Source organism: Rubrivivax gelatinosus IL144 (genome assembly GCF_000284255.1).
In the GTDB taxonomy this organism is placed as follows: Bacteria; Pseudomonadota; Gammaproteobacteria; order Burkholderiales; family Burkholderiaceae_C; genus Rubrivivax; species Rubrivivax gelatinosus_A.
The window spans coordinates 2,724,670-2,749,425 of record NC_017075.1 but is presented as its reverse complement, the minus strand read 5'-3'; the positions used below and the strand labels follow the sequence as shown (position 1 = coordinate 2,749,425).

Genomic DNA, 24,756 nt, shown 5'->3' with positions numbered 1-24,756 from the left:
ATGCTCGAGCAGATTCTGAGAAAAGCGTTCTATGTTGTCGTGCTGATTGGATTTTCGGCGGCTCGAGCAGACTCGTACGTGGACTTCTTCCGCGCCCTGCAGATCGACAACGAGAGCACCGTCGCCGAACTGCTCGATCGTGGCTTCGATCCGAACTCGGTCGGCCCGACCGGCGAACTGGCGCTGGCGCTGGCGATCAAGGAAGGCTCCAACAAGGTCGCGCGTCGGCTGATGGCCCAGCCGGGCATCCAGGTCGACCGTGCCAGCGCACGCGGCGAGACGGCGCTGATGATGGCCGCGATCCACGGCCGGCTGGACTGGGTCGAGCGCCTCGTCCAGCGGGGCGCGGCCGTCAACCGGGCCGGCTGGACGCCGTTGCACTACGCCGCCAGCGGGCCCGATCCGCGCATCGTGGCGCGGCTGCTCGAACTGGGGGCCGCGCCGAACGCACGTTCGCCCAACGGCTCGACGCCGCTGATGCTGGCCGCCGGCTACGGCGACCAGCGCAACGCCCAGGTGCTGCTGGGCCTGGGCGCCGACCCGACGCTGCGCAACGACCGCGGGCTCTCGGCCGCCGACTTCGCTCGTCAGGCAGGCTACGACGAACTCGCCGCCCAACTGGAGGCCGCGGCGGCCGAACGCGCGCTTTCCGGGCGTTGACAGCAGGACTGTCGGAATCGCGCTGACAGCGCGGATGGCGGCGGGACGACTCGGCAGCCGCGCAGCCTCCCCGTACATTGGAATCGGCCGCTTCACAGGCCCACGGGAGGTCCGCCATGGCTCGCATCACGTCGCGCAGCAATCCGTTCACGCTGATGATGAACCCGGAGATCGTGCTTGCCGCGATCGAGCGCTCGGAGCGCCTGGGTCAGCTCAACCGGCGCATCTGCCGGCCGCTGGACCGCCCGCTGCTAGGCGCGGTCAACGGGGGCGAACCGCCCCAGATCGACGATGACGACTCGGAGGAATCCGATCTGCAGTGACCCGCCGGCCGGCGCGCTGCCGGCGCGTGGACACGATGGTGCCGATGGCGGCCAGCGCCAGGATGGCCAGGCCACCGACGAACACCTGCAGCCGGTGTTCGCGCAGATAGCTGACCATCGAACGCAGCATCGACGGCCGGGCCTCGGGCTTGGGCGCGGTGCCGGCCTCCGGGTTCGCCGGCGGCGGTGAAGTCGACCAGCTGACGCTGGGCGGCGGGCCGTTCTCGGAGTTCGTGTTGCGCGAGTTCTCCGCGTCGGACAGGTCGCCCACGCCGGACTCAAGCCGCGGCTGGCTGGCCGCCCGCAAGCCCGTGGCGCTGCGCGTAGGCCGCTGCGCTTCGGCAGGCGTCGCCGAAGGCTGGGCGGTCTGAAGGTCCAGCAGCAGCTTGATCGTCGCCGAGGTTCCGGGAACGACTTCAGCGCCCGGCGTCGCCGCGGCAGACGAAGGGCCCGCGGCCGGAACGGGACGCAGGTCGCCGGTAGCGGACGGCAACTCGGCGGGCGCGGACCGCACGACACCAGGCAGGCACGCGGCGACGAGCACGGCGGCGGTCATCAGGCCGGAGACACGGATCATCGAAGGTCGCGGCAAGGGTTCATGAACGGCGCGCCCTGAAGCAAGACGCGAGCCCCGAGAAAAACTCCTTGTACGGCAAAGACTTGGGCGGCGGACTTGAGGAATGGCGCCGGAGTTGTAACGAATTCCGACATCGACCGGCTGGGGGACGAGGCGTGCGCGGGTGGCGATGGGGAGTCGGATCGTCGTCAAAGAAGCGACAATGTATATTATGTCAACTGTACGGTGGATGTTGCGTTCGGGGCTGGCTGCTGGAGTCGTCCGACGCAAAGCTCCACCTGAAAAGCCCCAAAACGCGACAGCATTCCCCTCGTTTTGACGTCTGCAGCAGTTGAGGCCTTTGCTGTCGCATTCATGGCTTGCGACGCAGCTCAGCTGAACTGCCTGCTGCGACGAAATTGCCCTCGGAATCCAGCGATGCTTGCCACGCCTGTCACTTGTGGATCGCATGCTGGCGCGTCTAGCACTATTCTTTCCGGCACGGTAGTAGCGGCCGTGGGTATCCTGAATGCCATCTTCTGTTGCTCCCTACGTCAAACACCAGCCGCTCCTGGGGCGGGTCCCTCGAAGCGCGGCTAGGACACGATCTTCAGCACGGGCCTCTTGTTGCCCGGCATGGGCGGCGGCGGCGCCTGGGTGATCAGTTCACCGACCAGCGACTCGATCTCGTCGAGCGGTATGTGCAGCTCGGCCGCGATGCGGTCCTTCGTGATGCCATCCTTCCATAGCTCGTCAAAGATCATCTTCCACAGCACGGACTTCTCACGCTCGAGGCCATGCGGCTCGCTCGTCCGGTACCCCAGGTGGCTCATCTGCTTGCACAGGTCGCGGTAGTGCCAGTCCGAGATCAGCCCGGCATCGAATGCCGTCCGCGCAAGCGCGGCCACCGAGACGCCCCAGCGCTTCTTGGCCGAGACGAGCTGCGACAGCCCGTTGACGCGGCTCAGGTGGCCGATCAGGTCACCGCGATTGATCAGGAACGCCGACGCGAACATGTCCGCCTCGCGCTCCACGTCCCGGCCGCCATTCGTCACGCCATGGATATGAAGCACTAGATGGCCAAGCTCGTGGGCCGCATCAAACCGGCTGCGCTCCGCGGACTTGAAGGTGTTCAGGAAAATGAAGGGGACGTTGCCTCGCCAGCAGGAGAAGGCATCGACGTGCTTGTGCTGCTCGGCCAGCGAGAACACCCGGACGCCCTTGGACTCGAGCAGCTTGATCATGTGCTCGATCGGCTTGGTTCCGATGCCCCAATGGCTGCGCAAGGCCTCGGCGGCCGCGATCGGGTCCTCGTCGCGCAGGTCGAGCAATTGCACTGCGGGAAGCTCGAAACGGTCGGACACCCAGGCATGCAACTCGAACGCCAGATCCCCTGCCCCCAAGGCCGCGTCCCGTTGGCGCGCCGTCAGCGACGACAGGCTGCGAAAGCTCACAGCCTCAGTGCCCAGCGCCTCGCTGTCGTTGAGATAGAAGAACTCCGTTGGATAGTTCAATGCCCGCGCCAACGCACGCACGGTGTCACTGCCCGGTTCTGGGGTATCGCCTGCCTCTAAGCGCGTCAGCGTCAGGGCCGTCAGTTCCGCCTTCTCTGCCAGTTCCTTCTTTGTGAGCTGTCTGCGCTTTCGAGCAAGCGTGAGCCTGCTCCCGTTAAACATACGCTGCTTCGTTCATCGTCACTTCTTCGCGATGCGGACCTCGTGCTCCACGGGGCCGCTGCCGTCGTCGCGCTGGTCGATATGACCAGGCGTGGGTTCCAAGTCTTCGTCCACGACCCAGATGCGCTTGCTGAAGCCCTCGAACTGGTTGCCCGCGAAGGCCTCCGGGCACGAGACCTCGGCGCGCAGCTTCTTGCCATCTGTGCTCACGCACACCACCCACACCGTCGGCGCACTGCCGAAGGCGTCCACTGCCTCCGGCGCCTCGCGATCGAAGAGTTCGGACTGACCGTCTTGGATGAGTTTGCGCGACCCGGCGCCCTTGCCGGAGATGGCCTTGGGATGACGCTCCGTGCAGGCGACATCGACGTTCTGGAAACAGAGCTGGATCCCCAACTGGTCGTTGACCGTCGATTCCACATTGCCGGTGCGGCTGAGCCGCCAGCCCTTCGGCATCAGCTCCATGCGGATGGCGCGAACGCCCTTGATGTAGGCGAGCATGCCCGGCGTGCTGGAGGGGTCGATCTCCAGTGCTTCGGCCTTGGCAGCTGAAGCCTTGCGAGCGATGGACGTGACGATGTCGGTCGTCAGTCCAAGCGCTCGCAACTCCTGGTGGACCTGGAAGCCTTCGTTGATGACGACGGGTTTAGGCTGTGGCATGGGCCGAGGATGTTGATTTTCAACGCCTACATTGTAGGCGAGAAAAATCAACAATCGCGCAACTTCGTTCGGAAATTTGCGCGCTCGCGTGCTAGGGCCACCCGGATCCCAAAGAGGGCACGGGCCAGGAGGCAGTTCGCCCACCTGCAACCTCAATGTGCGATGTTGACCGTTCCGCTCGTGAGGTTGAACGCCTTGTGTATGTGGCCGTCGAGCTCGCTTGACCTCCTGGAACACCAGCTTGCTGTTGTCATCACGAAATGGTGCCTCAGACCAAAGAGGGCACCTTGGGCGTCGGCTTGGTCACGCCTCGCGCCTCAGCCTAGCCGGCCCGACCAACGGCGAACAGAAAGCAGAGGTGCTCCTTGCATGCCGGGTCCGCTTCGGCAAGCGATCCAGGGGTGACTGCTAGTTTTTGAGGCTCGGCTCGTCCATGCCTCCCTGCTTTCCCTCCTCGAGCAGGAGCACGCTCGTGATGACAGCGAAAAGGCATTGACGCTCCGGCTGTGTCCGGGGCTTCTCTTTTCCGGCTCAGGCTGCGAGCTTTTTCTTCCTTGATCGACTCGGCGCTGCAGGTGGCAACTCGTTCCGCTGCTTGTCGACGGCGACCAACCTGCCCACGATCTGCTCGACCAGAGCGTCGGAAGCTGTCGAGATCGACAGCTGCTGGTTGGCCTCGGACAAGGCTGTCTCGAGCTCGCGCACGCGTGCTTCGACTCGCCCCCTGGCCGCCAGCAGTTCCTTCTCACGCCTGTTTGCCTCAACCTGACACTGGGTCAATCGGTCTTCCGCGGCATTGAGTTGGCTCGTCGCGGCGACCTCGGCCTTGAGTGCTGCCTCGAAGCGTTTGGCGACCGACTCAGTTGCCTTCTCTGCCTTGGTCCGAAGGACGCGCTCGCGGTCAATTTCCAGAGCTGCACGACGCTCTGCCCCTGCGGTACGTTCGTCGGCCAGCGCGATCGCCCTGTCGGTTCGCATGCGCTCCTCCACCAAAGCCTGCTGGGTGGCCAGGAGTTCCGTCTGCAACGTATGGCAGCGCTCGCTCGCGGCACTGGCCTGGGCGGCGGTGCTGGCGTGCTGGATGCGCTCGCCCTCAAGGGCAGCCCGCAACTCGGCGAGCTGGGTCTGCAGTTGATTTGCCCTGGTGGTGGCGGACAGTGCCGTCGCTTCTGCGATGGCCGCTTTTTCCTTCTCGGCCTCAACGTTGGCGGCGGCCGCAGCTAGGCCATCTCTCACGCGCGCGTCGATGTCGCGTCTGGCGTCGGCCTGCGCAACGTCCCAGAAGTGCTGAGCGGCCTGCAAGACGGGGTCTGGCAGAGTCGCTGGCGCAGAGAACGCGCCTGGATCCTTGATTCGTGTGCCCAAGTGTTTGAACCAGGTCTCAAGCATTGGACTCACCGTGTTGGGCGAACCCCGGCCGATCTTCTGACGCACCCGCTCGATCGTGGGCCTGAGGCCCTCCAGCAAGAGCGCGTCTGCCGCCTGCCACACCTCGTGCTCTTGGATTCCGCGAGCCATCCTTCCCACTCCTTGATTTGTGCGCCCTACACCACCACGCTTAGGAACGATAATTGAAAGTTATCGGTGCTCAAGTCATGCGTACGTTAGATATCGTACGCGTTACGTATGACAGCAAACATATCTCCAAGGGCGCAACGAGAGCGCACGGTCCCTGGTCAGCTGGTCGCGCCGCTAGACCCGGCGGGCTTGGATGCGCTTGCGCAGGACGCCGTGCAGGCGCTGATGGCCGAAGGCGAGTCGGACAACACGGTGCGCAGCTACCAGGCCGCCCTTCGCTACTGGGCGGCGTGGTTCGCGATGCGCTACCACCGCAGCATCGAAATGCCTGTACCGACGGCCGCTGTCGTCCAGTTCGTCGTTGACCACGCGCAACGCAAGACCGACAGCGGCCTGAGCTGCGAGCTTCCCCGGGAGATCGATGAAGCACTTGTCGCCCGGGGCTTCAAGGCGCGTTTAGGGCCGCCTTCACTGGCGACGTTGCTGCATCGCCTGAGCGTGCTGTCCAAGGCGCACCAGTTGCATCGCCTGGCGAACCCGTGCCAGGACGTCGCAGTACGGGAGTTGGTGTCCAAGACCCGCCGCGCTTACGCCAAGCGCGGGGTGGCACCAGATCGCAAGCCTGCCCTGACCCGCGAGCCACTCGAAGCGTTGCTGCAAACGTGCGACGACAGCTTGCGCGGTGTGCGTGATCGCGCCCTTCTGCTCTTCGCATGGGCAAGCGGAGGGCGTCGCCGCTCGGAGGTCGCCGACGCGCGGATGGAAAACCTGACCCGGGTTGGGCCTGCGGCCTTCGTCTACCGTTTACACCGGTCGAAAACCGACCAGTCGGGCAGCGCGGCCGCCCAAGCTGACAAGCCCGTCGTCGGCATGGCGGGCGTTGCGTTGGCGGCCTGGCTCGCTCGCAGCGGCGTTGTCGACGGCCCGGTGTTCCGGAGGGTGCTACGCGGTGAGAAGCTCAGCTCGAGTGGCCTGGCAAGCGCGGCAGTGCGAAAGATCGTGAAAGAACGAGCCGCGCTGGCCGGCCTGGCAGATGGCTTCTCGGCGCATTCGCTACGCTCGGGCTTCGTGACAGAGGCGGCGAGGCAGAACGTCCCTATGGCCGAGACGATGGAGATGACCGGTCACGCATCTGTCGCTTCGGTCGTGGGGTACTTTCGCACGGCGGCCGCCGTGTCCAGCCGGGCTGCCAAGCTCTTGGAGCGACTAGACGACGAACCGTCTGCTCGTGCCTCAGACCAACCCTAACTTCTGGTCATAGGTCGTCGCTGGAGGGCTGAGGCAGATCCTGGCGGCGACGTCATCGCGCAGTCTGACGCAGGGCGCGGATGCCAGCGGTCGATTGGTGAAGCGGATGCCGGGGATGCTGCCATCGACTCCACCATGAAGATCCTTTCATCAGCTCCAGCGCGGCGCGTCAATAGTCCTTCTTGCCGTCTAGCCGCTGGCCCCACCAGGGCGCGTACCACTGGCCGCGGTAGTTGTGCTCCGGGAACTTGCGTGCCGGGTCCGGCGGCACGTGCCCGGCTGGAGGAAGGACCAGCATGGCCCGTGCGGCGGCGTGGTCGACGTTGGACAGGTACAGCACCGGGTGGTTGCGCTCGTAGGCGGCATAGGCGGCCAGCAGCAGCGTGTAGTTCACCGTGTTGGCCCCCAACTCGCCCAGTACCGCGACCAGGTCCACGCGCTGGTGCACCACATCGATGTCGGGGGCCAGGTCGTGCATCGCGGAGCCCACTTCGGCCAAGCGGTGAGCCGACTGCGGCGAGCCCTTGCCGCAGTCGGTGGCCAGCGAGCCGATGCGCTTGGGATCCAGGTCCGCGGCGGCGCAGGCGCGCAGCGCGGCTTCGCGCAGCGCGGTGACGCGCGGGTGTTCGCCTTCCCTGCGCTGGACCTTGTCCACCTCGACCACCTGAGGGGCTCCCAAGTACGCCAGCGGCTTGCGACCGGTGTCGTAGGCGGGGTGGGCCAGCATCAGCAGCACGGCGGCTTCGTTGGCGGCGCTGCCCTTGGGAAAGCTCGGCAGGTCCACGGTGGCCTGCCAGATCACCTTGCCTTCGGGGGAGGCGATCATCTTCAGGCCCACTTCCATCGTGGTCCAGCCGGCGTTGCCGTTGGCGATGGTCAGCGCGGGCTTGGAGGTCAGGCCGAAGGCTTGGTAGGCCTCTTTCCAGCTGTCCCGTGCATCCAGCTCCGTCCGCTCCGGCACGAAGCCCGCGACAAGGGGCAAGCCGTTCATGCGGACGCCGTTCCACATGAACATGTTGAAGCCTTCGACGTCCTGGCCGTAGTAGGTGACCACGAACTGGAAGCTCAAGGTCAACTTTCCCAGCAAAGCCGCTTCGAAGTCGGGTCGCGCCAGTGGATCGGTCACGGATCCATCACTGCCAGTGATCGACTTGTAGTAGGGAAGTGGACCCGCATCCGGCGACTGGGCCAGCAGCAAGGCAAGATGCTTCTCCACGCTGAATCCCGGATCAAACATGGTCGAGATGGCGTTGCCCCCCACCAGTTGCGCGACGGTCCCCGGCGGCCACGACGCCGCGCGTACCGCTGGGGAGGTGGCCGGCCGCGCGTCCGCCGTCGCCGGCTTGATGCCCAGCAGTTCAAGCAGGCCCATGCTGAGTGCTCCTGTGATGAACGGACGCCGATTCATTGAAGGATATGCCTGGTTTCATTTGAGGGCGCCCGCCCAATGGCGTTCGCGCACATCCACGATGCCGGGGCGTTGGCGGCCATGTGCTGCATGGTGTACGTGAGGTGCAGTTGCTTCTTCTCATAGAACCCGGCCTGCCAATAGCTGGCGAAGGCCTGCGCAGGAGCAAATTGGTCGGCAAGCAGATCGTCCACAAACATCCAGTGCGCGAACTGCCTGAACACCTGCACATCCTCCGGCTTGATGCGGCTGGGGTTGACCCAGCCGATGGCCACGTCGTAGGCCAGCACGCGCTCGGCGTGCAGGGCGTTGGTCAGGATGGTGGAGTGGTCGGTCGCGTTTGGGTTCTCTTCCATCATCTTGCGCAGTTCGGAGCGCTGCTCTTCGGCCGACAGCGTCTGGCCCGCTTTGGCCGCTGCCCGCTGCAGGCGCTTCAGGCGTGCCGCCTGCTCGTAGCGCAGCGAACGTTCACTGGCCGCAGTGCCCTGGCCGGTCTGCTGGTAGACCTCGGCATGCGCATCGCGCGCCGGATCCTTGCCCTCATCGAACGGCCCTGTCTTGCCGTAGCGCGTGGACATGGGCGTGACCGGCTGAGGCAAGGCCGGCGCCGTGATCGGCACGGCCCACTCCTTCGGGGGCGTGGCGTTGATCGGGATGTCGAACATGCGCGTGACGATGTACACGAAGGGCGCTGTCACGAAGGTGACGATCTTCGAGAAGAACCCCTGCTCCTCGGTGGTGGCGAGGGCGAATCGCATCATCGGCGGACGCGGCAGCCAGAACTGCGAAGGGTCGTGGTTGTCGTCACGGTAGCGGTAGGCACGTCCCGTCCAGTCGGGTGAACCGACGGCGAACTCGGGTGACTGCTTGCCCCCGGGCATCGCCCACACGCGCTGGTGGAAGACGCCCGCGGCGCCGATCTTGTCCAGTTGCGCCGCGTTCACGCCGCGCCAGCCGATGCCTTGCACCGGAGCCACGCCGATCACCTGGTCGTGCGGGTTGCAGTACAGGAACACCCGGCTGCGGTTGTCGCGGTCGCTGCCCGGCGTGGGCACCGCCTTCGGGTCGCCGGGGAACGTCTTCAGTGCGAACCACGTCTCGCCCGTGTGCCGATCCTTGAAGCCGCTCCGGCGCGGCGCGTCAATAGTCCTTCTTGCCGTCCAGCCGCTGGCCCCACCAGGGCGCGTACCACTGGCCGCGGTAGTTGTGCTCCGGGAACTTGCGTGCCGGGTCCGGCGGCACATGTCCGGCTGGAGGAAGGACCAGCATGGCCCGTGCGGCGGCGTGGTCGACGTTGGACAGGTACAGCACCGGGTGGTTGCGCTCGTAGGCGGCATACGCGGCCAGCAGCAGCGTGTAGTTCACCGTGTTGGCTCCCAACTCGCCCAGCACCGCAGCCAGGTCCACGCGCTGGTGCACCGCATCGATGTCGGGGGCCAGGTCGTGCATCGCGGAGCCCACTTCGGCCAGACGGTGAGCCGACTGCGGCGAGCCCTTGCCGCAGTCGGTGGCCAGCGAGCCGATGCGCTTGGGATCCAGGTCTGCGGCGGCGCAGGCGCGCAGCGCGGCTTCGCGCAGCGCGGTGACGCGCGGCTGTTCGCCTTCCCTACGCTGGACCTGATCCACCTCGACCACCTGAGGGGCCCCAAGGTACGCCAGCGGCTTGCGACCGGTGTCGTAGGCGGGGTGGGCGAGCATCAGCAGCACGGCGGCTTCGTTGGGGGCACTGCCCTTGGGGAAGCTCGGCAAGTCGACGGTGGCCTGCCAGATCACCTTGCCTTCGGGGGAGGCGATCATCTTCAGGCCCGCTTCCATCGTGGTCCAGCCGGCGTTGCCGTTGGCGATGGTCAATGCGGGCTTGGAGGTCAGGCCGAAGGATTGGTAGGCCTTGCGCCAGTTTGCCTGCGCGTCGGCGTCGCTGCGCTCAGGCACGAAGCCGGCGACAAGGGGCAAGCCGTTCATGCGGACGCCGTTCCACATGAACATGTTGAAGCCTTCAACGTCCTGGCCGTAGTAGGTGACGACGAACTGGAAGCTCAGGGTCAGTTCGACTAGCAAAGCCTCCTCGAAGTCGGGTCGCGCCAGGGGATCGGTCACCGATCCATCACTGCCAGTAATGGATTTGTAGTACGGAAGCGGCCCCGCATCCGGCGACTGGGCCAGCAGCAAGGCAAGATGCTTCTCCACGCCGAATCTCGGAGCAAACATGGTCGAGATGGCGTTGCCCCCCACCAGTTGCGCGACGGTCCCCGGTGGCCACGACGCCGCGCGTACCGTTGGGGAGGTGGTCGGCCGCGCGTCCGCCGTCACCGGCTTGATGCCCAGCAGTTCAAGCAGGCCCATGCTGAGTGCTCCTGTGATGAACGGACGCCGATTCATTGAAGGATATGCCAGGTTTCATTTGAGGGCGCCCGCCCAGTGGCGTTCGCGCACATCGACGATTCCCGGGGCTGTGGCCGCCATGTGCTGCATGGTGTAAGTGAGGTGCAGTTGCTTATCTTCATAGAAGCCCTGCTTCCAGTAGTCGATGAACGCCTTCGCTGGGACCAACTCCTTGGCAAGCAGTTTGTCCACGAACATCCAGTGCGCGAACTGCCTGAACACCTGCACATCCTCCGGCTTGATGCGGCTGGGGTTGACCCAGCCGATGGCCACGTCGTAGGCCAGCACGCGCTCGGCGTGCAGGGCGTTGGTCAGGATGGTGGAGTGGTCGGTCGCGTTTGGGTTCTCTTCCATCATCTTGCGCAGTTCGGAGCGCTGCTCTTCGGCCGACAGCGTCTGGCCCGCTTTGGCCGCTGCCCGCTGCAGGCGCTTCAGGCGTGCCGCCTGCTCGTAGCGCAGCGAACGTTCACTGGCCGCAGTGCCCTGGCCGGTCTGCTGGTAGACCTCGGCATGCGGATCGTCGGCGACGACTTCCTTGTGCTCGGCCGCGGCCAGCGCATCGCGCGCCGGATCCTTGCCCTCATCGAACGGCCCTGTCTTGCCGTAGCGCGTGGACATGGGCGTGACCGGCTGAGGCAAGGCCGGCGCCGTGATCGGCACGGCCCAGTCCTTCGGCGGATCGGCGTTGATCGGGATGTCGAACATGCGCGTGACGATGTACACAAACGGCGCCGTCACGAGGGTGAAGATCTTCGAGAAGAACCCCTGCTCCTCGGTGGTGGCGAGGGCGAATCGCATCATCGGCGGACGCGGCAGCCAGAACTGCGAAGGGTCGTGGTTGTCGTCACGGTAGCGGTAGGCGCGTCCCGTCCAGTCGGGTGAACCGACGGCGAACTCGGGTGACTGCTTGCCCCCGGGCATCGCCCACACGCGCTGGTAGAAGACGCCCGCGGCGCCGATCTTGTCCAGTTGCGCCGCGTTCACGCCGCGCCAGCCGATGCCTTGCACCGGCGCCACGCCGATCACCTGGTCGTGGGGGTTGCAGTACAGGAACACGCGGCCGCGGTTGTCGCGGTCGCTGCCCGGCGCGGGCACCGCCTTCGGGTCGCCGGGAAAGGCCTTCAGCTCGAAGCGCGTCTCGCCCGTGTGACGATCCTTGAAGCTGTGGTAGCGGTTGATCAGCTCCAGCGGCTGCCTGGTGTCGGCGCGACGCTTCACCGCCGCCAGGAAGTTCTTGAACGTCGCGATGCGCGCGTCCGTGGTCACGCCGCCGAACTGGCCAGTGGCGGACTTGCCGTCCTCGTTGACGATCTGGTCCATCGCCAGGCTCTCCAGGCTGTACGGCGGGTTGCACAGCACGTAGGTGTCGGCGATGGCCCCGGTCGCTTCACCCATCAGCGCCGCGGCCAGCGTGACCATGTTGCCCTGGCTGTGGCAGACCACCGTGATGGGGCAATCGGCCTGCTTGGCGCGAATCGCCGCAATCAGCTCCTTCAGCCGGTGCGCTGCGTGGGCGAAGTAGGCGCGCGGCGGGCAGGCGTAGACCTCGCGCCCGTCGACGGGGAACATGTTGGCGTACAGCCACCAGAACACCCGGTCATCCAGGCCGTCGCCCCACATGTACGGCAGCGCCGAGGTGCCGTTCTGGAAAGGGCCGCCACCCCAGGCGTCCAGTTCGTTCAGGTAGATCTTGCTGCCGTACACCGCCCGCTCGTCCTGCGAGCCCGGAGTGCCGTCGCTGCCGGCAGCTTTGTAGCCCCAACGGAAGCGGATGACCGGCGAACGCCCCGGGTCGACGACGAAGCTCTGCCCGTCGATGGCGTCGCTCAAGCTGCCGTTGGGTCGCAGTTCGTCCCGATACGAGGTCTCGCTCAACTCCGCGCCGGTCCCCAGCAGCGACAGCCGCCGGTTCAGGCCGGCGACCAGGCCCCGTTCCGCGGCCTCGTACCACTCGCCGTCGGAGTTGACGCCGTGCACGAAGATGACGAAGCCGGGCATGTGGGCAACGTCGGCATACGCGACCTCCATGCCCTGCACGGACATGTTGGCGCGGTCGTTCAGGAACTCGAGGCTGCGTAAAACGGCCATGGCTCAGTCGAAGAGGAGTTCGATGCGCACGTGCTGCATGCCGTCGCTTTGCGCCAGGCTGGTCTGGCCCTGGGCGTCGGTGACGCCTTCGAAGACCCGGCCATCATCGAGCGTCATGCGGTACTTCTGGTGTGCAATGGGTCGCGCATCGGACCGCCGCCGGATGACGTACCGGCGCATGAAGCCGGCACCGGGGGGAAGCTCAGGCATCGCGTAGCGGGTCTGCTGCGGCCCCGCAAAACTCTTCTTGCCCGCCCACACCGAGAGCTTGCCCGGGCACTCGAAGACGATGTTGCCGCCCTCCAGCGTGAGCCGGGCGCCGCCGGCGGTGGCCAGGGTGATCTTCTTGGCCGCGGCCCAGTCCACATGCGCACTGGCGCTCTGGACGCTCACGTCCTGCTTGGCCGCCACGCGCAGCGTGTCGCTCTGCGCCTGCACGCTGATGTCGCCCTGGCCGGCGATCAAGGTGATGCCTTTGCCGGCGGTCTCTTCACCCGGTTTCACCGCTCCGGCCAGCACGCCGATGCTCTGGCCGGTGTGGATGCGCAGCGCGCCGCCGCTGGCCTGCTCCAGGTTCTGCCCCGCCGCCAGCGTGAGGGTCTCGCCGGCGGCCATCTGCAGGTCTTGCCCGGCGACAAGGCCCAGGCCCGCCTTGGCGCTGATTGCCACCATCGGGTCGGCCATGTGCGGCAGCTTGCCTTCGGCGGTGCGGGTGCTCCTGGCCGCGGCATCGCCCAGGGCTTCGTCCAGGCTGGTGTCGGCCACCATGCCCTTCAGGCTGGTGAGCATCGCGTGGGCCGGGGCCTCGCTGTCGCTGATGGCCGCCTTGCCGGCTTCGAAGCTGCCGATGTGGGCGGCCAGCTGCGTGGTCTGGTGCGTCCTGGCCGCGTCGCTGAAGGTCTTGATCAGCGTGGCCAGTTGCTTGGCCAGCGCCAGCCCGGCAGCGTTGTCGCCGGCCGGCGCGGCCTCGGGCTGGCCATAGGTGGTCAGCAGGATGCCCCGGGCCGCGCGGATCGCGCCCCAGGCGTCGGTGCGCAGCTCGAAGCCCAGACCGCGAAAGCTGCCGCGGTGGTTGTCGGCCTGGTGGACGAGGTGCCCAAGGTTGAGCTGCGTGGCGTGCTGCGTGGTCGCCAGCTGCACCCGCAGCTGCGAGTCGCTGTCGTCGAAGACAAGCTGGTTGAAGCCGACGCCGCCGAACTCGCGCGTCTTGAAGCCCGACAGCGCCGCGGCGTTGTTCTGCGTGTTCTGGCCTTCGGCGGCTTCGCCCGGGCCGGCGCCGTGCCAGGCCGGGCTGTGGCCCGACGTGAGGTTGCCCTGCGCGCCAGGCGCGTGGTCGCTGCTGGCGGACAGCGGCGCCCGATCGGCCAGGGCCTGTGCTCCGCCCGGCGTGGCCGGCACGCCGGCCTCGCCGCGGCCGTTGTACAGCGCGCCTTGCACCAGGGGCCGGTCGATGTCGCCTTCGACGAAGCCCACCAGCACTTCCTGGCCGATGCGCGGGATCCACTGCACGCCGTGGCCGGCGCCGGCCCAGCGCTGGATGACGCGCACCCAGGTGGACGAGCGGCTCGTGTCGGCCGCGCGGTGCTCGCCGTCCTGCCAAGGAAAACGCACGCGCACACGGCCCTGGCGGTCGGTGTGGATCTCTTCGGCCGAGGCGGCATCGCCCTCGGGGCCGACGACGGTGGCCGTCTGCAGGCCCGGCGCCTGCGGGCGCGGGTTGAGCAGCGCGCCGCTGTCGTCCCAGCGCCAGGGCCGCCAGGGCACGTTGGCGCGCAGGGCTTCGAAGGCGTTGCCGTAGCCGCTGGCGGCGGCCTGGGCGCGCACGGGGGCGGGCACCCAGTCGGGTAGCGCCTGGGCGACGTACTCGCTCGTGTCCTTGGGCAGGTTGTTGATGCCGGCGTGCACGACCTGGGTCAGCAGGAACTGGCGGTCACGCTCGCTGTGGCTGGCCCCCAGCTCAGGCAGCAGGTCCAGCGGGCTATCGAGCAGCGCAAAGGTGCACCCGGGCCTGAAGCTGCGCACGGTGCCGCGGCCCAGCCAGCGCTTGTGGCGAGCTTCGAGCGTCTGCTGCAGCAGCAGTGCGGCGCGCTCGGCACGGGAGGTGTCGGCAAAGGCATAGGCGCCGGCGGGCTGGTAGCTCTCCAGCAGGTCCGCCAGTGCGCCTGAGGAGCCGCCACCGAACGCGAAGGCGGTGGGCACGCTGGCCACGACGCTGCGGTGGGCCTTGTAGTCCCAGGCCACCGTTGAGACAGTGGTGGACTGCAGCGTTCGCAACCCGCCGAAGGCCTGGATGCTGTCCTGTTCCTCGACCGCGGCTTCGCGGTGAAAGCGCACGCCGCCTGAAGCGGCCGAGACCGTGTCCTCGGGGCAAGACTCGGCCTGCGCGCTGTCGGCGAAGATGACCAGCGCATGGCCCAGCGGCGCCGCGTCGTCGGGCTCGATGCGCCAGGCCAGGCCTTCTTCGGCCAGCAGGCGCTGCACGAACGCCAGGTCCGTCTCGCGGTACTGCACGCAGTAGCTGCGCACGCCGTCGGTGCCGGTGAAGGCGCTGGCAGCCAGGTGGGCGTCGACATCCGCAGCCCAGCGCCAGGCGGCGTAGGCCGCGTAGTCGCGGAACACCGCGTCGACGATCTGGCGCAGGCTGCGTTCCTGCCACACCTGGCTGCGCCGGGTGTGGGCCAGCAGCGCGATCCAGGGCCGCACTTCCAGCGCGTAGCGCGCGAAGCCGCCGTCACCGTCCAGCGCATGGGCCGCCATCACCAGACCGCCGCGCACGCCGCGGGCACCGTCGGCTTGCGTGGTGAGCAGGTCCACGCGCCGGCCGAGCATGTCCTCGATGTCGAGATCGGCACGCTGGGCAAGGCAGCTGATGTGCAGTTCGCCGGGATCGCTGAGCGCTTCGCGCTGGCCCCAGGCTTCCACCTGAAGACCGACCAGAGGGCCCTCCCCTTTCAACTCGTACAGCCGGCGGCTGGAGTCGAACCACGCCGCGGGGTCGAACAGGTTCATGGCCTCACCGCCGCTTTGCCGGGCGCCAGCGAGCGCGGGCAAGCGTCCGCCTTTCCCCAGTAGTTCTCACAGATACGACGACGGCATCGCAGCGCGTCGTTGCCAGCCAGGCTTTTGCAGCGACGCACGAGGTCAGCGATGGAGATCTCGCCGCGGTCGCCGGCGTTGGCCTCCTGGCGGTTCATGTGTTGCACCATCGCGGCGATGAGGTCGACATCGGCATCGCCGCCCTTGCCAGGTGGCGCGGCAGATCCAGAGGACGCGCCCTTCGCTTGCTTGGCTGCAGCAGGAGGCTTTGCCTTGGTTTTAACTTTGGCTGTTGCCCGGGGCTTGGACGGGCCCGCCAACCCGCGCGCGGCATTTGCAGGCTTGGGCTTTTGGTGTACCGACTCCACCTGAGCGGGCTGGGTCGGCACGGCAGCGGTCGCCGCAACAGCGGCCGACTCATGGATGGGCAAGTTCTCAAGTGCGGCAACCAACACACCGGACGAGGGACGTGCGACGGGTTCAGTTGCCATCGATTCGGCCGCGGGTGACGGAACGGGCGCTGATGCCAGCGCCGTGGGCGGGACCTGCGGTGTTTTGGCTGCTGGCGCCCGCACCATCATCGTGGCGACCAGCACCGCGATAGCCAAGCCACCCAACCCCAACAGCCACAGCTTCACGCTAGGCATCCCTTGACGAGCCGGCGGCGACGGCATGGCGTCAAGCGCGGCCAACACCGAAAGCTGCTTCTGCGGCACCGCACCGGCCTGCATCCCGTCGGTCAGGGACGGACGGCGCGGCGTCGCAGACGAATCGTTTAGTGAGCCAGGACTGATGGGCAAGCGTCGCTCTCCTGGGAAGGGGCGAATTCTAGGGTTGCGCTAATGGGCTCCCGCATTAGGCGAACCATAAATTCAGAGGATGCGGCCTCACGCCCACACGGTGCAGACTCATACCCTTTGGGATGCGCGACGCAGGAAGATACATTTGGTAATTATTTTTGTCGTCGTATACGTCGTCGCTGTCACGCTGGGCTTGGCTTTTCTGTGCTTTCCGTTTATGCGCGAGCCGATGCAGGTCTTCGGACAACGCATGGCAGATCGCATTCGCGTCCCGGCCAGCGGGATGTTCCGGCAAGGAGGCGGCCGCCTGCAGCGCAGTGTGGGCGCGCTGCGGAATGCCGCGCGCGATGCACGGGTAGCAATGCCTTCGTTCAGCCCGTGGTGGCTGTTATCGCTGCTGCTCTTGCTGCTGGCGCCCGCGCTTGCAGTCGTCCTGCGCCATTGGCACGCGTACGACGGTTTCGACCATACCTATTCGCGCGATAAGAATGCCCGCATCGCCGAGCTGCTGCAGGGCGAACAACTCGTGCCGCCGCCCCGTCTGCCACCGGATCTGTTCACGACGCGCGAGGTCGAACAGGCGCATCCGTTGGCCGACAGTGCCAGCCGTCAATGGGAACTTCTGGACGCCGATTTCCGCCAGCGCCTGCTGATGGCCTTCAAACTCATGCGCGAGCAGCACGGCTACGAAATGGTGCTTCTAGAGGGCTATCGCAGTCCCGAACGCCAAGCACAACTCGCAAGCCTGGGGCCGGCCGTCACGCACGCTGGCGCGGGCCAGAGCTACCACCAGTACGGGCTGGCCGCTGACTGCGCGTTCATGCGCGACGGCCGCATCGTCATCAGCGAGCGCGACGCATGGGCCGCCAGGGGCTACGAGCACTTCGGTGCCGTTGCCGAGGCCGTCGGCCTGAGCTGGGGTGGCGCCTGGCGGACGCTCGTGGACCTCGGGCACGTGGAACTGCCCCGCACGGGCGTGTTGCCCCGGCGTTCCGCATCGGCATGAATCCCAGGATCGATATCAGGGAACAGAGAGCATGAGCAGACCCTTCATCGTCGTCGGAGACAAAACCGACCATGGCGGCGTAGTCGTGGCTGGCTCAGCCTTGACCGACACCGGCGGCAAGCCCATCGCCCGCGTCGGCGACAAAGTGACCTGTCCTAAGAAGGGACACCGCGGCGAGACCGTGATCGCCACCGGCGACCCCACCTGCATCATCGACGGCAAGGCCGCCGCCCGGCATGGCGACAAGACCGCATGCGGAGCGACGCTCATCTCCTCGCAAGCGTTCACGACCGACTAACCCCGGTCCGTGGCCGGCGGCATGTCGGCTTCTCCCGATGAACCGTCTCTTCCAAACAATCGCGTTGTTTGTCGCCACCGCCTGCTTCGTGTGGGTGGGGGTGCTGTGGCATTGGCAGACCACGCAGCGAGACATGTCCGAGGAGGACATCGCTGTGTATCTGGTGGCGCTACCGCTGACGCTGTTCGCACTGGCTCTGCTTGGCCGTTGGGCCTGGCGCGGCGCGGTGCGTCAGGCGCACGAACGCGAGGCCAGCGCGGCCGCCGTGCCCTGCCCCGCCCCGACGCTGATCACACCCGATGAGACCGAGCGCCGCGCCACCCTCCAGTTGCTGGCTGCGCACCTGAACTGCCCAGCCGGCGATAGTCCGGCGGCCGTGCTGAAGGCGGCCGAGGAAGGCGCGCCCCGCCCCGAACTGGACCCTGTGCTGCGCGATGACGATGGCCTGCCGCTGATGACGGCTCGGATTCGCGACTTGGACGCTGATGCGCTGGACTTGGACGCAGCCGAAGAGGCAGTGCGAGCGCGCGCGGCTGCGAGGCAGTACGAGGCGCTGCGCCCCGAGATGCGGCGCGCGCTGGCCGCCCTGCAACGGCCACTGGAGAACACGCTTGCCGCACTGCGCCCATGGCGCGAGCGCTTGGGCCTGGAAGACGCTCCTTCGGGGCCTGCGAGCCAGTCGATGCTGCGCTTGCTGCCGCTGTGGCCGCCCAACTGGACCGCCAACGAGACAGCCGTCGCCCGCCAGTGGTTGCTGGCGCAGTTGCAGGCGGCCGAACTGGTGGCGCCGCACCGCATCGCCGAGCTGCCGCTGGCACCGGGCTGCGGCTGGCTGGAAGCTGAACGAGTGGTACGCACGCTCGAGCGAGAAGACCGCGCCGACCTGCTGCTCGTCACCGCGTGCCACAGCGACATCGGCGACGCGAGCGTGCTTCGCCTTCAGGCCGAAGGCCGGCTCTTCACGTCGCGCACGGCGACGCGGCCCATTGCGGGCGAGGCGGCGGCCACGCTCGTGCTGGCACCGGCGAGCTGGCCGATCGCCACCGAAGACGGGTTGCCCGTGCACCTGCACCGTGCCGCGATCGTCGCGCGCGACAAGTCGATCGACGCAGACGGGCGCACCGGCGCCCAGGCCGCGCAGACCTGTGTAGAGCAGGCGCTGGCCAGCGGCCTGTTCGCACCCGAAGCCATTGCCGCCGCCGTGCACGACGCCGACCAGCACACCCCGCGTGCCGCCGAGGCGCTGACCACGCTGCTGAATGGCCTGCCTCATCTGCAGCCGGCCGACGACATGCGCCAGACCGGCATGCTCAACGGCCAGGCCGGCGTGGCCGCGCCACTCTTGGTCATCGCGCTGGCGGCGCACCAGGCGCAGCACCTGGGCAGGCCCTGTCTGGCGCTGTCGGTCGACGACACCCGCTTGCGGCTGGCGCTGGTCGCCCGTCCCGCCGCTTCCGATCCCACAGCAGCGACGCAGGCCCCCGCATGAAGGCCGCCTCCACCTACCGCTCTCCATGAACCGAATCTGGACCTTCCTGCTCAATCCGCGAGTGCTCGGCGTGATCGGTCTTGCGGCGCTGGCAGCATTCCTGTTCCTCGGCGCCAACACGTTGCAGCTCGCGCTGGTCTGGGCCGGCATCGCGCTCGGCGTGCTCCTTGCCGTCGGGCTCTCGGTGTGGGGCGTCCGCAAGCTGCGCGCTCGACGGGCCGCACGAGCGCTGGAACAGGCAATCGAAGTTCCGGGCGAGGCCGAGAAACAGGTTCCGCGCGCCGACGTGTCTGCGCTGCGCGCGCGCCTGGTGGACGCGGTCAAGACCATCCAAAAGAGCAAACTCGGCCAGCTCTCCGGCAGCGCCGCGTTGTACGAGCTGCCCTGGTACATGGTGATCGGCAACCCGGCCGCAGGCAAGAGCACGGCCATCGTCAAGAGCGGGCTCAAGTTCCCGTTCGCCGATGGCGGCGATGCGGTAGTCCAGGGCATCGGCGGCACGCGCAACTGCGACTGGTTCTTCACCAGCGAAGGCATCCTGCTCGACACCGCCGGCCGCTACGCCGTGCACGAGGAGGACCGCCAGGAGTGGCTGGGTTTTCTGGGGCTGCTCAAGCGCCACCGGCCGAAGGCACCGATCAACGGCATCCTCATCGCTGCGAGCCTGGCCGAACTAGGCAGCGGACGGCCCGAGGCCGCCATCCAGCTGGCGAAGAACCTGCGCCAGCGCGTGCAGGAGCTCACCGAGACGCTGGAAGTCATCGCGCCGGTGTATCTGGTCTTCACCAAGGCCGACCTGATCGCCGGCTTTGCCGAGTTCTTCGAAGACCGCGACCGCAGCGAGCGCGAGCGCGTGTGGGGCGCCACCCTGCCCTATGCCCAGGCGCAGCGCGGTGACGCGGTGGCCGCGTTCGACCGCCACTTCGACGAACTCTACGATGGCCTGAAGCAGATGACGCTGGCGCGCATGGCGATGGAGCGCGGGAAGGCGCTGCCCCCCGGCGTGCTGACCTTCCCGCTGGAGTTCGCCGAGCGCAAGACGGCGCTGCGCGCCTTCGTGGCCACACTGTTCGAAGAGAACCCGTACCAGTACCAGCCGGTGTTCCGGGGCTTCTACTTCACGAGCAGCGTGCAGGAGGGAAGCTCGGCGAGCAAGGCTAGCGAGCGGGTGGCACAGCAGTTCGCGCTCGAGCCGCGTGCCGATCGCCTCTCGGGCCTCGTCGTCGCCGAGAACGGGTTCTTCCTGAAGGACCTGTTCAGCAAGGTCATCTTCGCCGACAAGGGCTTGGTGCAGCAGCACGCCAGCCGCACAAAGCAGCGGCTGCGGCTGGCGACCTTCTCGGCGGCGCTGCTGCTGCTGGCGCTGGCAACCGGCGGCTGGACATGGTCGTACGTGGGCAACCGGCAGCTGATGGCCAATGTGCGCGCCGATCTCGACCATGCCGTACGCCTGCAGGCCGAGAACCCCGACCTCGGATCGCGCATGCAGGCGCTGGAGACACTGCAAGACCGCATAGAGCAACTGCAGCGCTACCGCCAAGACAGGCCGCTGGGCATCAGCCTCGGCCTGTACCAGGGCGAGGAGATCGAGGCCAAGCTGCGCCAAGAGTACTTCGCCGGCATCCGGCAGGTGATGCTGGAGCCGGCGGCGGCGGCGATCGAGGCCTATCTCGCGGAGGTCAGCGCAAACCCCGGCCGCCTGAAGCCGCTGGGCAAGCCACCCGAGTCCGCCGCGGCGACGGCAGCCGCGCCGAGCACCGCCGGCCGCTACGTCGATGCATCGGTCGAGGATGCGGGCGATGCCTACAACGCGCTCAAGACTTACTTGATGCTCGCCGACCGCGAACGCATCGAGCCGGTGCATCTGGCCGAGCAGATCACCCGGTTCTGGCGCGGCTGGCTCGACAGCAACCGCGGCAGCATGCCGCGCGAGCGCCTGATGCAGAGCGCCGAGCGCATGATCAGCTTCACTGCCGGGCTCAGCCGCGACCCCGCCTTCCCGACCGTCGCCAACAAGCTCGCTCTGGTCGACCAGATGCGCGAGCTGCTGCGCGAACAGCGTCGCGGGGTGAAGGGGGTTGAGCGCGTGTACGCGGACATCAAGACCCGCGCGTCCACCCGCTACCCGCCGATGACCGTCGCGCGGCTGATCGCCGATGGCGACAAGGACGTCATCGCTGGCAGCCATGCAATCCCCGGCACCTTCACCCGCGAGGCCTGGGAGGGGTACATCGCCAAGGCCTTCAAGGATGCGGCCACGCAGGAGTTGCAGAGCACCGACTGGGTGCTGAACATCGCCGCCCGCGACGACCTCACGCTCGAAGGCAGCCCGGAGCAGATCCAGAAGCAGCTGACCGAGCTGTACAAGACCGAGTACGTGCGCGAGTGGCAGCGCTTCATGCAGGGCATCTCGATCGCCGAGTTCGGCAGCTTCGACGAGGCGGTCAAGCGCATGAACCGGCTGGGCGACCCGGCGGACTCGCCGATCCGTATCCTGCTGACGACGCTGTTCGACCAGACATCCTGGGACAACCCGTCGCTGCTGAACGAGCGCCTGGGCAAGGCGCAGAAGGGCTTCGTCGACTGGATCCGCCAGACCATCCTGCGGCAGGCGCCGCAGCGCGTGGAAGTGAAGGTCGACGTGACCGGCGCCAATGCCGGCGTACCGATGGGGCCCATCGGGCGCGAGTTCGCGGCGCTGTCGCGCATCATGATGTCGCGCGACAGCACGCCGCCGCCGATCAAGGCGTACCTGGAGAGCCTGTCGAAGGTCCGCACGCGCTTCAACCAGATCAAGAACCAGGGCGATCCCGGCCCCGGCTCGCGCGCGCTGCTGGCCGCCACGCTCGAAGGCCCCGGCTCCGAGCTGGCCGAGGCGCTGAAGCTGGTCGACGAGCAGTTGCTGCTGGGCATGACCGACAGCGCTAAGGCCACGCTGCGGCCGCTGCTGGTGCGCCCGCTGATCCAGGCGCTGGCGGTGGTGGTGCCACCGGCCGAGACCGAGCTCAACCGCTTCTGGGCCGCACAGGTCTCCGAACCCTTCCAGCGCACGCTCGCATCGAAGTACCCGTTCGACACCCGCTCGACCGTGGAGGCTGCGCCGCAGGACATCGCCAAGATCTTCGGCCCTGACGGCGCGATCGCGAAGTTCTCCAACGAGGCGCTAGGGCCGTTGGTGGTACGCCGCGGCGACGCCATCGAGCCGCGCCAGTGGGCCGAGATCGGCGTGCGGCTGCGTCCGGAGTTCACCACCGGCTTCGGCAACTGGGTCGCGCAACTCGACGCCGCCAGCGGCGGCGGCGGCGCAGTCACCACGGCCGGCAGCAGCGGGGCGGTGACGGTGGCGGCGGACCAGACGCTGTTCCAGATCCTGCCGCAGGGTGCGCCCGGCTTCGTCGAGTACACGGTGACCATCGACGGCCAGTCGCTGCGCTACCGCAATGCCGCCGCGCAGTGGACCGACATGGTCTGGCCCAACCGTGCCGGCGTGGCAGGCGCGCGGCTCAGCGGCGTCACCCACGATGGCAAGACCGTCGAGTTCGTCAACGAGCCTGGCAGTGCCGGGCTCGGGAAGTTCATGGAGCTGGCGCAGAAGAAGAGGCTGGACGGCGGCGTCAACGAACTGAAGTGGACGCAGGGGCCTTACTCCGTCACGGTGCATTTGCGGGTGCTGCGCCAGCCCGGGGAATCGCCACCGACCAGCAGCCGTGCCGGCGCCGCGCCAGGCGCGGCGCCGATCGGCACCAGCCGGCTGCAAGGGCTCAAACTGCCGGCGCTGGTGGCAGGGGTCGAAGCGAGCGCAGCGGCGGCGTCCTCGCCGAAGGCATCGCCATGAGCGCCACGGTGCCTTTGCGCATGCTGCACTTCGGCAAGCTGCCTTCTCGCGGCGACTTCGTTCGCAGCGGCCAGCCCGCGGCGCTGCTGCAGACGCTGGACGACTGGCTGGCCGGCGGCATCGAAGCGCTGTCCGCCGACCCCCGCTGGAAGCTGCTGTACGACCGCGCAATGCCGGCGCAGTTCGCGTTCCTCGGCAGCCGCGCGACGCGCGGCCTGGCCGGTCACCTGATCGCCAGCAACGACGCCTCGGGCAGGCGCTTCCCGTTCATCGTCGCCGGGGCTCTGGAGGTATCCGATTCGCTGGCGTTCCTGGCGCGCAGCCCGCTGCTGCTGGCGCGCCCATGGCAGCGCTTCGAAGCAGCCGCCAGGCAGAGCTACGCGGCGGCCGACGCCACGCCGCTGCTCGCCGACATCAGCCAGACCGAAGTCGAGCTCGAGAGTTCGGTCTTGGCCTATGAAGCCAACTTCCGCGACTTCCTGGAAATGCAGACCCTGGCCAGCACCGAGGCGCTGCTGCGGCAGGCCGGGCACGCGCTGTCGCTACGTACGCTGCTGCTGGGCATCGGCTTGCTGCTGGAAAAGGTTCCCGCCAGCGGGCTGCAGCGGCTGGACAAAGGGCTGCTGCTGCCGCTGCCGCAGGACCCGATGGTGCGGCCCTACGTCGCCACGCTGTGGATGGAGCTGGTCAGCGGCTTCCTATCGCGCGCTGCCTTCGAGCTGGTGTTGTTCCTGCCGCAACCCAGCGCCCCGGGCAGCGCCGTGCTGGCGCTAGGCTTCGACGGGCCCACTGCGCGCGGTCTGCAGGCCCTGATCGACACTGAACGCCGGCCCGATGTCTTCATCGACACCATGCAAGCCGATTGGGTGGAGTCCTTCGTCGACCAGGACTACGGCGTGAAGAAGCTGTCGAGCTACCTCGAACAGCCCTCGCTGTCGCTGCGCCAAGCCGTCGCGACGTTCAAGGAAGCCTTTCTCGGGAGCTGATGCGCATGCGATTCCTCCTCCGTGCCGGCACCCTGGCCGCGATGCTCGCTCTGGCCGGTCCCGTGGTGCAGGCCCAGTCCGTCGCTCCGGGCAAGGTGGTCGTGGCCGGCGACGTGCCCGACGAGTCGACCCGCCAGGCGATCCTGGCCAGGGTGCGCGAGCTCTACGGTCCCGACCGCGTGATCGATCAGCTCGGCGTGCGCTCGCTGGCCGCACCGCCGAACTGGGCCCAGCACGTGCAGCGGGTACTGCATCCTGACCTGAAGAACGTGACGCGAGGCCAGTTGGACATCCGGGGCAACGTCGTCGAGATCCGCGGCGAGGTGACGAGCGACGCGCAACGCCAGCAGGTGCTCTCGCAACTGCGCAGCCAGCTCAGCAACCCGACCTACACCGTGCGCAACGGATTGCGTGTCACCGCCGCCGGGCAGGAGCAGCTGGATGCGGCGCTGGCCAACCGCATAGTCGAGTTCGAGCCCGGTAGCGCCACGCTCACCGCCACGGGCCAACAGGTACTGAACGACCTGGCCGGCGTGATCAAGCGCATGCCCGACCGGCGTTTCGAGATCATCGGCCACACCGACGCGCAAGGCGCCCGGTTGTCGAACCTGGCCTTGTCGGCTGCGCGCGCCGATGCCGTGAAGAGCTACCTCACCGCCCAGGGCGTGCCCGCTGCGCTGCTGGGTACTTCTGGCGCCGGGCCGGACAGACCGGTGGCCAGCAACGACACGGCCGAAGGCCGGGCGCGCAACCGCCGGATCGAAGTACGGGCGATCAGCCAGTAAGC

General features: G+C 67.6%; 19 protein-coding genes. 9 read left to right on the top strand and 10 right to left on the bottom strand.

Annotated elements, in window-relative coordinates:
* Positions 1-78: 78 nt before the first annotated feature.
* On the top strand, positions 79-660 hold the full coding sequence (locus tag RGE_RS12665; protein WP_232504927.1) for an ankyrin repeat domain-containing protein: 582 nt from the start codon (positions 79-81) through the stop codon (positions 658-660).
* Positions 661-776: 116 nt separating this feature from the next.
* Positions 777-983, top strand: a complete 207-nt coding sequence (locus RGE_RS12660; protein ID WP_014428805.1) for a hypothetical protein — start codon at positions 777-779, stop codon at positions 981-983.
* Here RGE_RS12660 and RGE_RS24100 read toward each other — a convergent pair.
* From RGE_RS24100 to RGE_RS23245, 4 genes are all read right to left on the bottom strand, one after another.
* Complete coding sequence (locus RGE_RS24100; RefSeq protein WP_014428804.1) at positions 922-1,560, bottom strand: hypothetical protein; 639 nt, start codon at positions 1,558-1,560, stop codon at positions 922-924. The two genes, RGE_RS12660 and RGE_RS24100, sit on opposite strands and share 62 nt — an antisense overlap.
* A gap of 575 nt (positions 1,561-2,135) precedes the next feature.
* Positions 2,136-3,215, bottom strand: a complete 1,080-nt coding sequence (locus tag RGE_RS12650) for a helix-turn-helix domain-containing protein (RefSeq protein ID WP_014428803.1) — start codon at positions 3,213-3,215, stop codon at positions 2,136-2,138.
* Positions 3,216-3,233: 18 nt separating this feature from the next.
* A complete protein-coding gene (locus RGE_RS12645) occupies positions 3,234-3,875 on the bottom strand; it encodes a hypothetical protein (protein ID WP_052311000.1) in 642 nt (213 codons plus the stop codon).
* A gap of 531 nt (positions 3,876-4,406) precedes the next feature.
* A complete protein-coding gene (locus RGE_RS23245) occupies positions 4,407-5,393 on the bottom strand; it encodes a DNA-binding protein (protein WP_014428801.1) in 987 nt (328 codons plus the stop codon).
* A 189-nt stretch (positions 5,394-5,582) separates the two neighbouring features.
* Between RGE_RS23245 and RGE_RS12635 the strand changes: the two genes are divergently transcribed.
* Positions 5,583-6,641 (top strand): site-specific integrase, encoded by a 1,059-nt coding sequence (locus tag RGE_RS12635; protein ID WP_014428800.1) that lies wholly within the window; start codon positions 5,583-5,585, stop codon positions 6,639-6,641.
* Between the two features lie 169 nt (positions 6,642-6,810).
* Here the strand turns inward: RGE_RS12635 and RGE_RS12630 are convergent, their stop codons facing one another.
* The 6 genes from RGE_RS12630 to RGE_RS24095 all read right to left on the bottom strand — a co-directional run bounded on the left by RGE_RS12630 (position 6,811) and on the right by RGE_RS24095 (position 16,355).
* On the bottom strand, positions 6,811-8,013 hold the full coding sequence (locus RGE_RS12630) for a hypothetical protein (RefSeq protein ID WP_014428799.1): 1,203 nt from the start codon (positions 8,011-8,013) through the stop codon (positions 6,811-6,813).
* A gap of 32 nt (positions 8,014-8,045) precedes the next feature.
* Complete coding sequence (locus RGE_RS12625; protein WP_014428798.1) at positions 8,046-9,104, bottom strand: T6SS effector phospholipase Tle3 domain-containing protein; 1,059 nt, start codon at positions 9,102-9,104, stop codon at positions 8,046-8,048.
* 85 nt (positions 9,105-9,189) lie between these two features.
* A complete protein-coding gene (locus tag RGE_RS12620) occupies positions 9,190-10,392 on the bottom strand; it encodes a hypothetical protein (protein WP_081528248.1) in 1,203 nt (400 codons plus the stop codon).
* Positions 10,393-10,446: 54 nt separating this feature from the next.
* Complete coding sequence (locus tag RGE_RS12615; protein ID WP_014428796.1) at positions 10,447-12,519, bottom strand: T6SS effector phospholipase Tle3 domain-containing protein; 2,073 nt, start codon at positions 12,517-12,519, stop codon at positions 10,447-10,449.
* 3 nt (positions 12,520-12,522) lie between these two features.
* On the bottom strand, positions 12,523-15,528 hold the full coding sequence (locus RGE_RS12610) for a type VI secretion system Vgr family protein (protein ID WP_014428795.1): 3,006 nt from the start codon (positions 15,526-15,528) through the stop codon (positions 12,523-12,525).
* Positions 15,525-16,355 (bottom strand): hypothetical protein, encoded by an 831-nt coding sequence (locus RGE_RS24095; protein WP_148280182.1) that lies wholly within the window; start codon positions 16,353-16,355, stop codon positions 15,525-15,527. Before RGE_RS24095 ends, RGE_RS12610 begins: the two co-directional genes overlap by 4 nt.
* A 100-nt stretch (positions 16,356-16,455) precedes the next feature.
* On the opposite strand from RGE_RS24095, the gene RGE_RS12605 reads away from it, so the two are divergent.
* From RGE_RS12605 to RGE_RS12580, 6 genes are read left to right on the top strand one after another with little or no spacing between them, the layout of a single operon-like run.
* Complete coding sequence (locus RGE_RS12605) at positions 16,456-17,361, top strand: M15 family metallopeptidase (protein ID WP_232504926.1); 906 nt, start codon at positions 16,456-16,458, stop codon at positions 17,359-17,361.
* A gap of 31 nt (positions 17,362-17,392) precedes the next feature.
* Entirely contained in the window at positions 17,393-17,659 is a 267-nt protein-coding gene (locus RGE_RS12600) for a PAAR domain-containing protein (RefSeq protein ID WP_014428792.1), read from the top strand.
* Positions 17,660-17,696: 37 nt separating this feature from the next.
* The gene (locus tag RGE_RS12595) at positions 17,697-19,148 is read left to right on the top strand and encodes a hypothetical protein (protein ID WP_148280181.1); all 1,452 of its coding nucleotides are present in this window, start codon (positions 17,697-17,699) and stop codon (positions 19,146-19,148) included.
* A 25-nt stretch (positions 19,149-19,173) separates the two neighbouring features.
* Positions 19,174-22,983, top strand: a complete 3,810-nt coding sequence (tssM, locus tag RGE_RS12590; RefSeq protein ID WP_014428790.1) for a type VI secretion system membrane subunit TssM — start codon at positions 19,174-19,176, stop codon at positions 22,981-22,983.
* Positions 22,980-23,969 (top strand): type VI secretion system-associated protein TagF, encoded by a 990-nt coding sequence (tagF, locus tag RGE_RS12585; protein WP_014428789.1) that lies wholly within the window; start codon positions 22,980-22,982, stop codon positions 23,967-23,969. The genes tssM and tagF overlap by 4 nt, the downstream gene beginning before the upstream one ends.
* Positions 23,970-23,974: 5 nt before the next feature.
* Positions 23,975-24,754 carry an OmpA family protein gene (locus RGE_RS12580; protein ID WP_158443093.1) on the top strand — a complete coding sequence of 260 codons (780 nt, stop codon included), beginning with the start codon at positions 23,975-23,977 and terminating at the stop codon, positions 24,752-24,754.
* The last annotated feature ends 2 nt before the right edge of the window (positions 24,755-24,756 follow it).

Excerpts from the sequence above, each read along its gene's own strand:
- RGE_RS12610 (WP_014428795.1), bottom strand. The coding sequence starts at position 15,528 with ATGAACCTGTTCGACCCCGCGGCGTGGTTCGACTCCAGCCGCCGGCTG.
- RGE_RS24100 (WP_014428804.1), bottom strand. The coding sequence starts at position 1,560 with ATGATCCGTGTCTCCGGCCTGATGACCGCCGCCGTGCTCGTCGCCGCG.
- RGE_RS12620 (WP_081528248.1), bottom strand. The coding sequence starts at position 10,392 with ATGGGCCTGCTTGAACTGCTGGGCATCAAGCCGGTGACGGCGGACGCG.
- RGE_RS12660 (WP_014428805.1), top strand. The coding sequence starts at position 777 with ATGGCTCGCATCACGTCGCGCAGCAATCCGTTCACGCTGATGATGAAC.
- tagF (WP_014428789.1), top strand. The coding sequence starts at position 22,980 with ATGAGCGCCACGGTGCCTTTGCGCATGCTGCACTTCGGCAAGCTGCCT.
- RGE_RS12630 (WP_014428799.1), bottom strand. The coding sequence starts at position 8,013 with ATGGGCCTGCTTGAACTGCTGGGCATCAAGCCGGCGACGGCGGACGCG.
- RGE_RS12595 (WP_148280181.1), top strand. The coding sequence starts at position 17,697 with ATGAACCGTCTCTTCCAAACAATCGCGTTGTTTGTCGCCACCGCCTGC.
- RGE_RS12645 (WP_052311000.1), bottom strand. The coding sequence starts at position 3,875 with ATGCCACAGCCTAAACCCGTCGTCATCAACGAAGGCTTCCAGGTCCAC.
- RGE_RS12600 (WP_014428792.1), top strand. The coding sequence starts at position 17,393 with ATGAGCAGACCCTTCATCGTCGTCGGAGACAAAACCGACCATGGCGGC.
- RGE_RS23245 (WP_014428801.1), bottom strand. The coding sequence starts at position 5,393 with ATGGCTCGCGGAATCCAAGAGCACGAGGTGTGGCAGGCGGCAGACGCG.
- RGE_RS12615 (WP_014428796.1), bottom strand. The coding sequence starts at position 12,519 with ATGGCCGTTTTACGCAGCCTCGAGTTCCTGAACGACCGCGCCAACATG.
- tssM (WP_014428790.1), top strand. The coding sequence starts at position 19,174 with ATGAACCGAATCTGGACCTTCCTGCTCAATCCGCGAGTGCTCGGCGTG.
- RGE_RS12650 (WP_014428803.1), bottom strand. The coding sequence starts at position 3,215 with ATGTTTAACGGGAGCAGGCTCACGCTTGCTCGAAAGCGCAGACAGCTC.
- RGE_RS12580 (WP_158443093.1), top strand. The coding sequence starts at position 23,975 with ATGCGATTCCTCCTCCGTGCCGGCACCCTGGCCGCGATGCTCGCTCTG.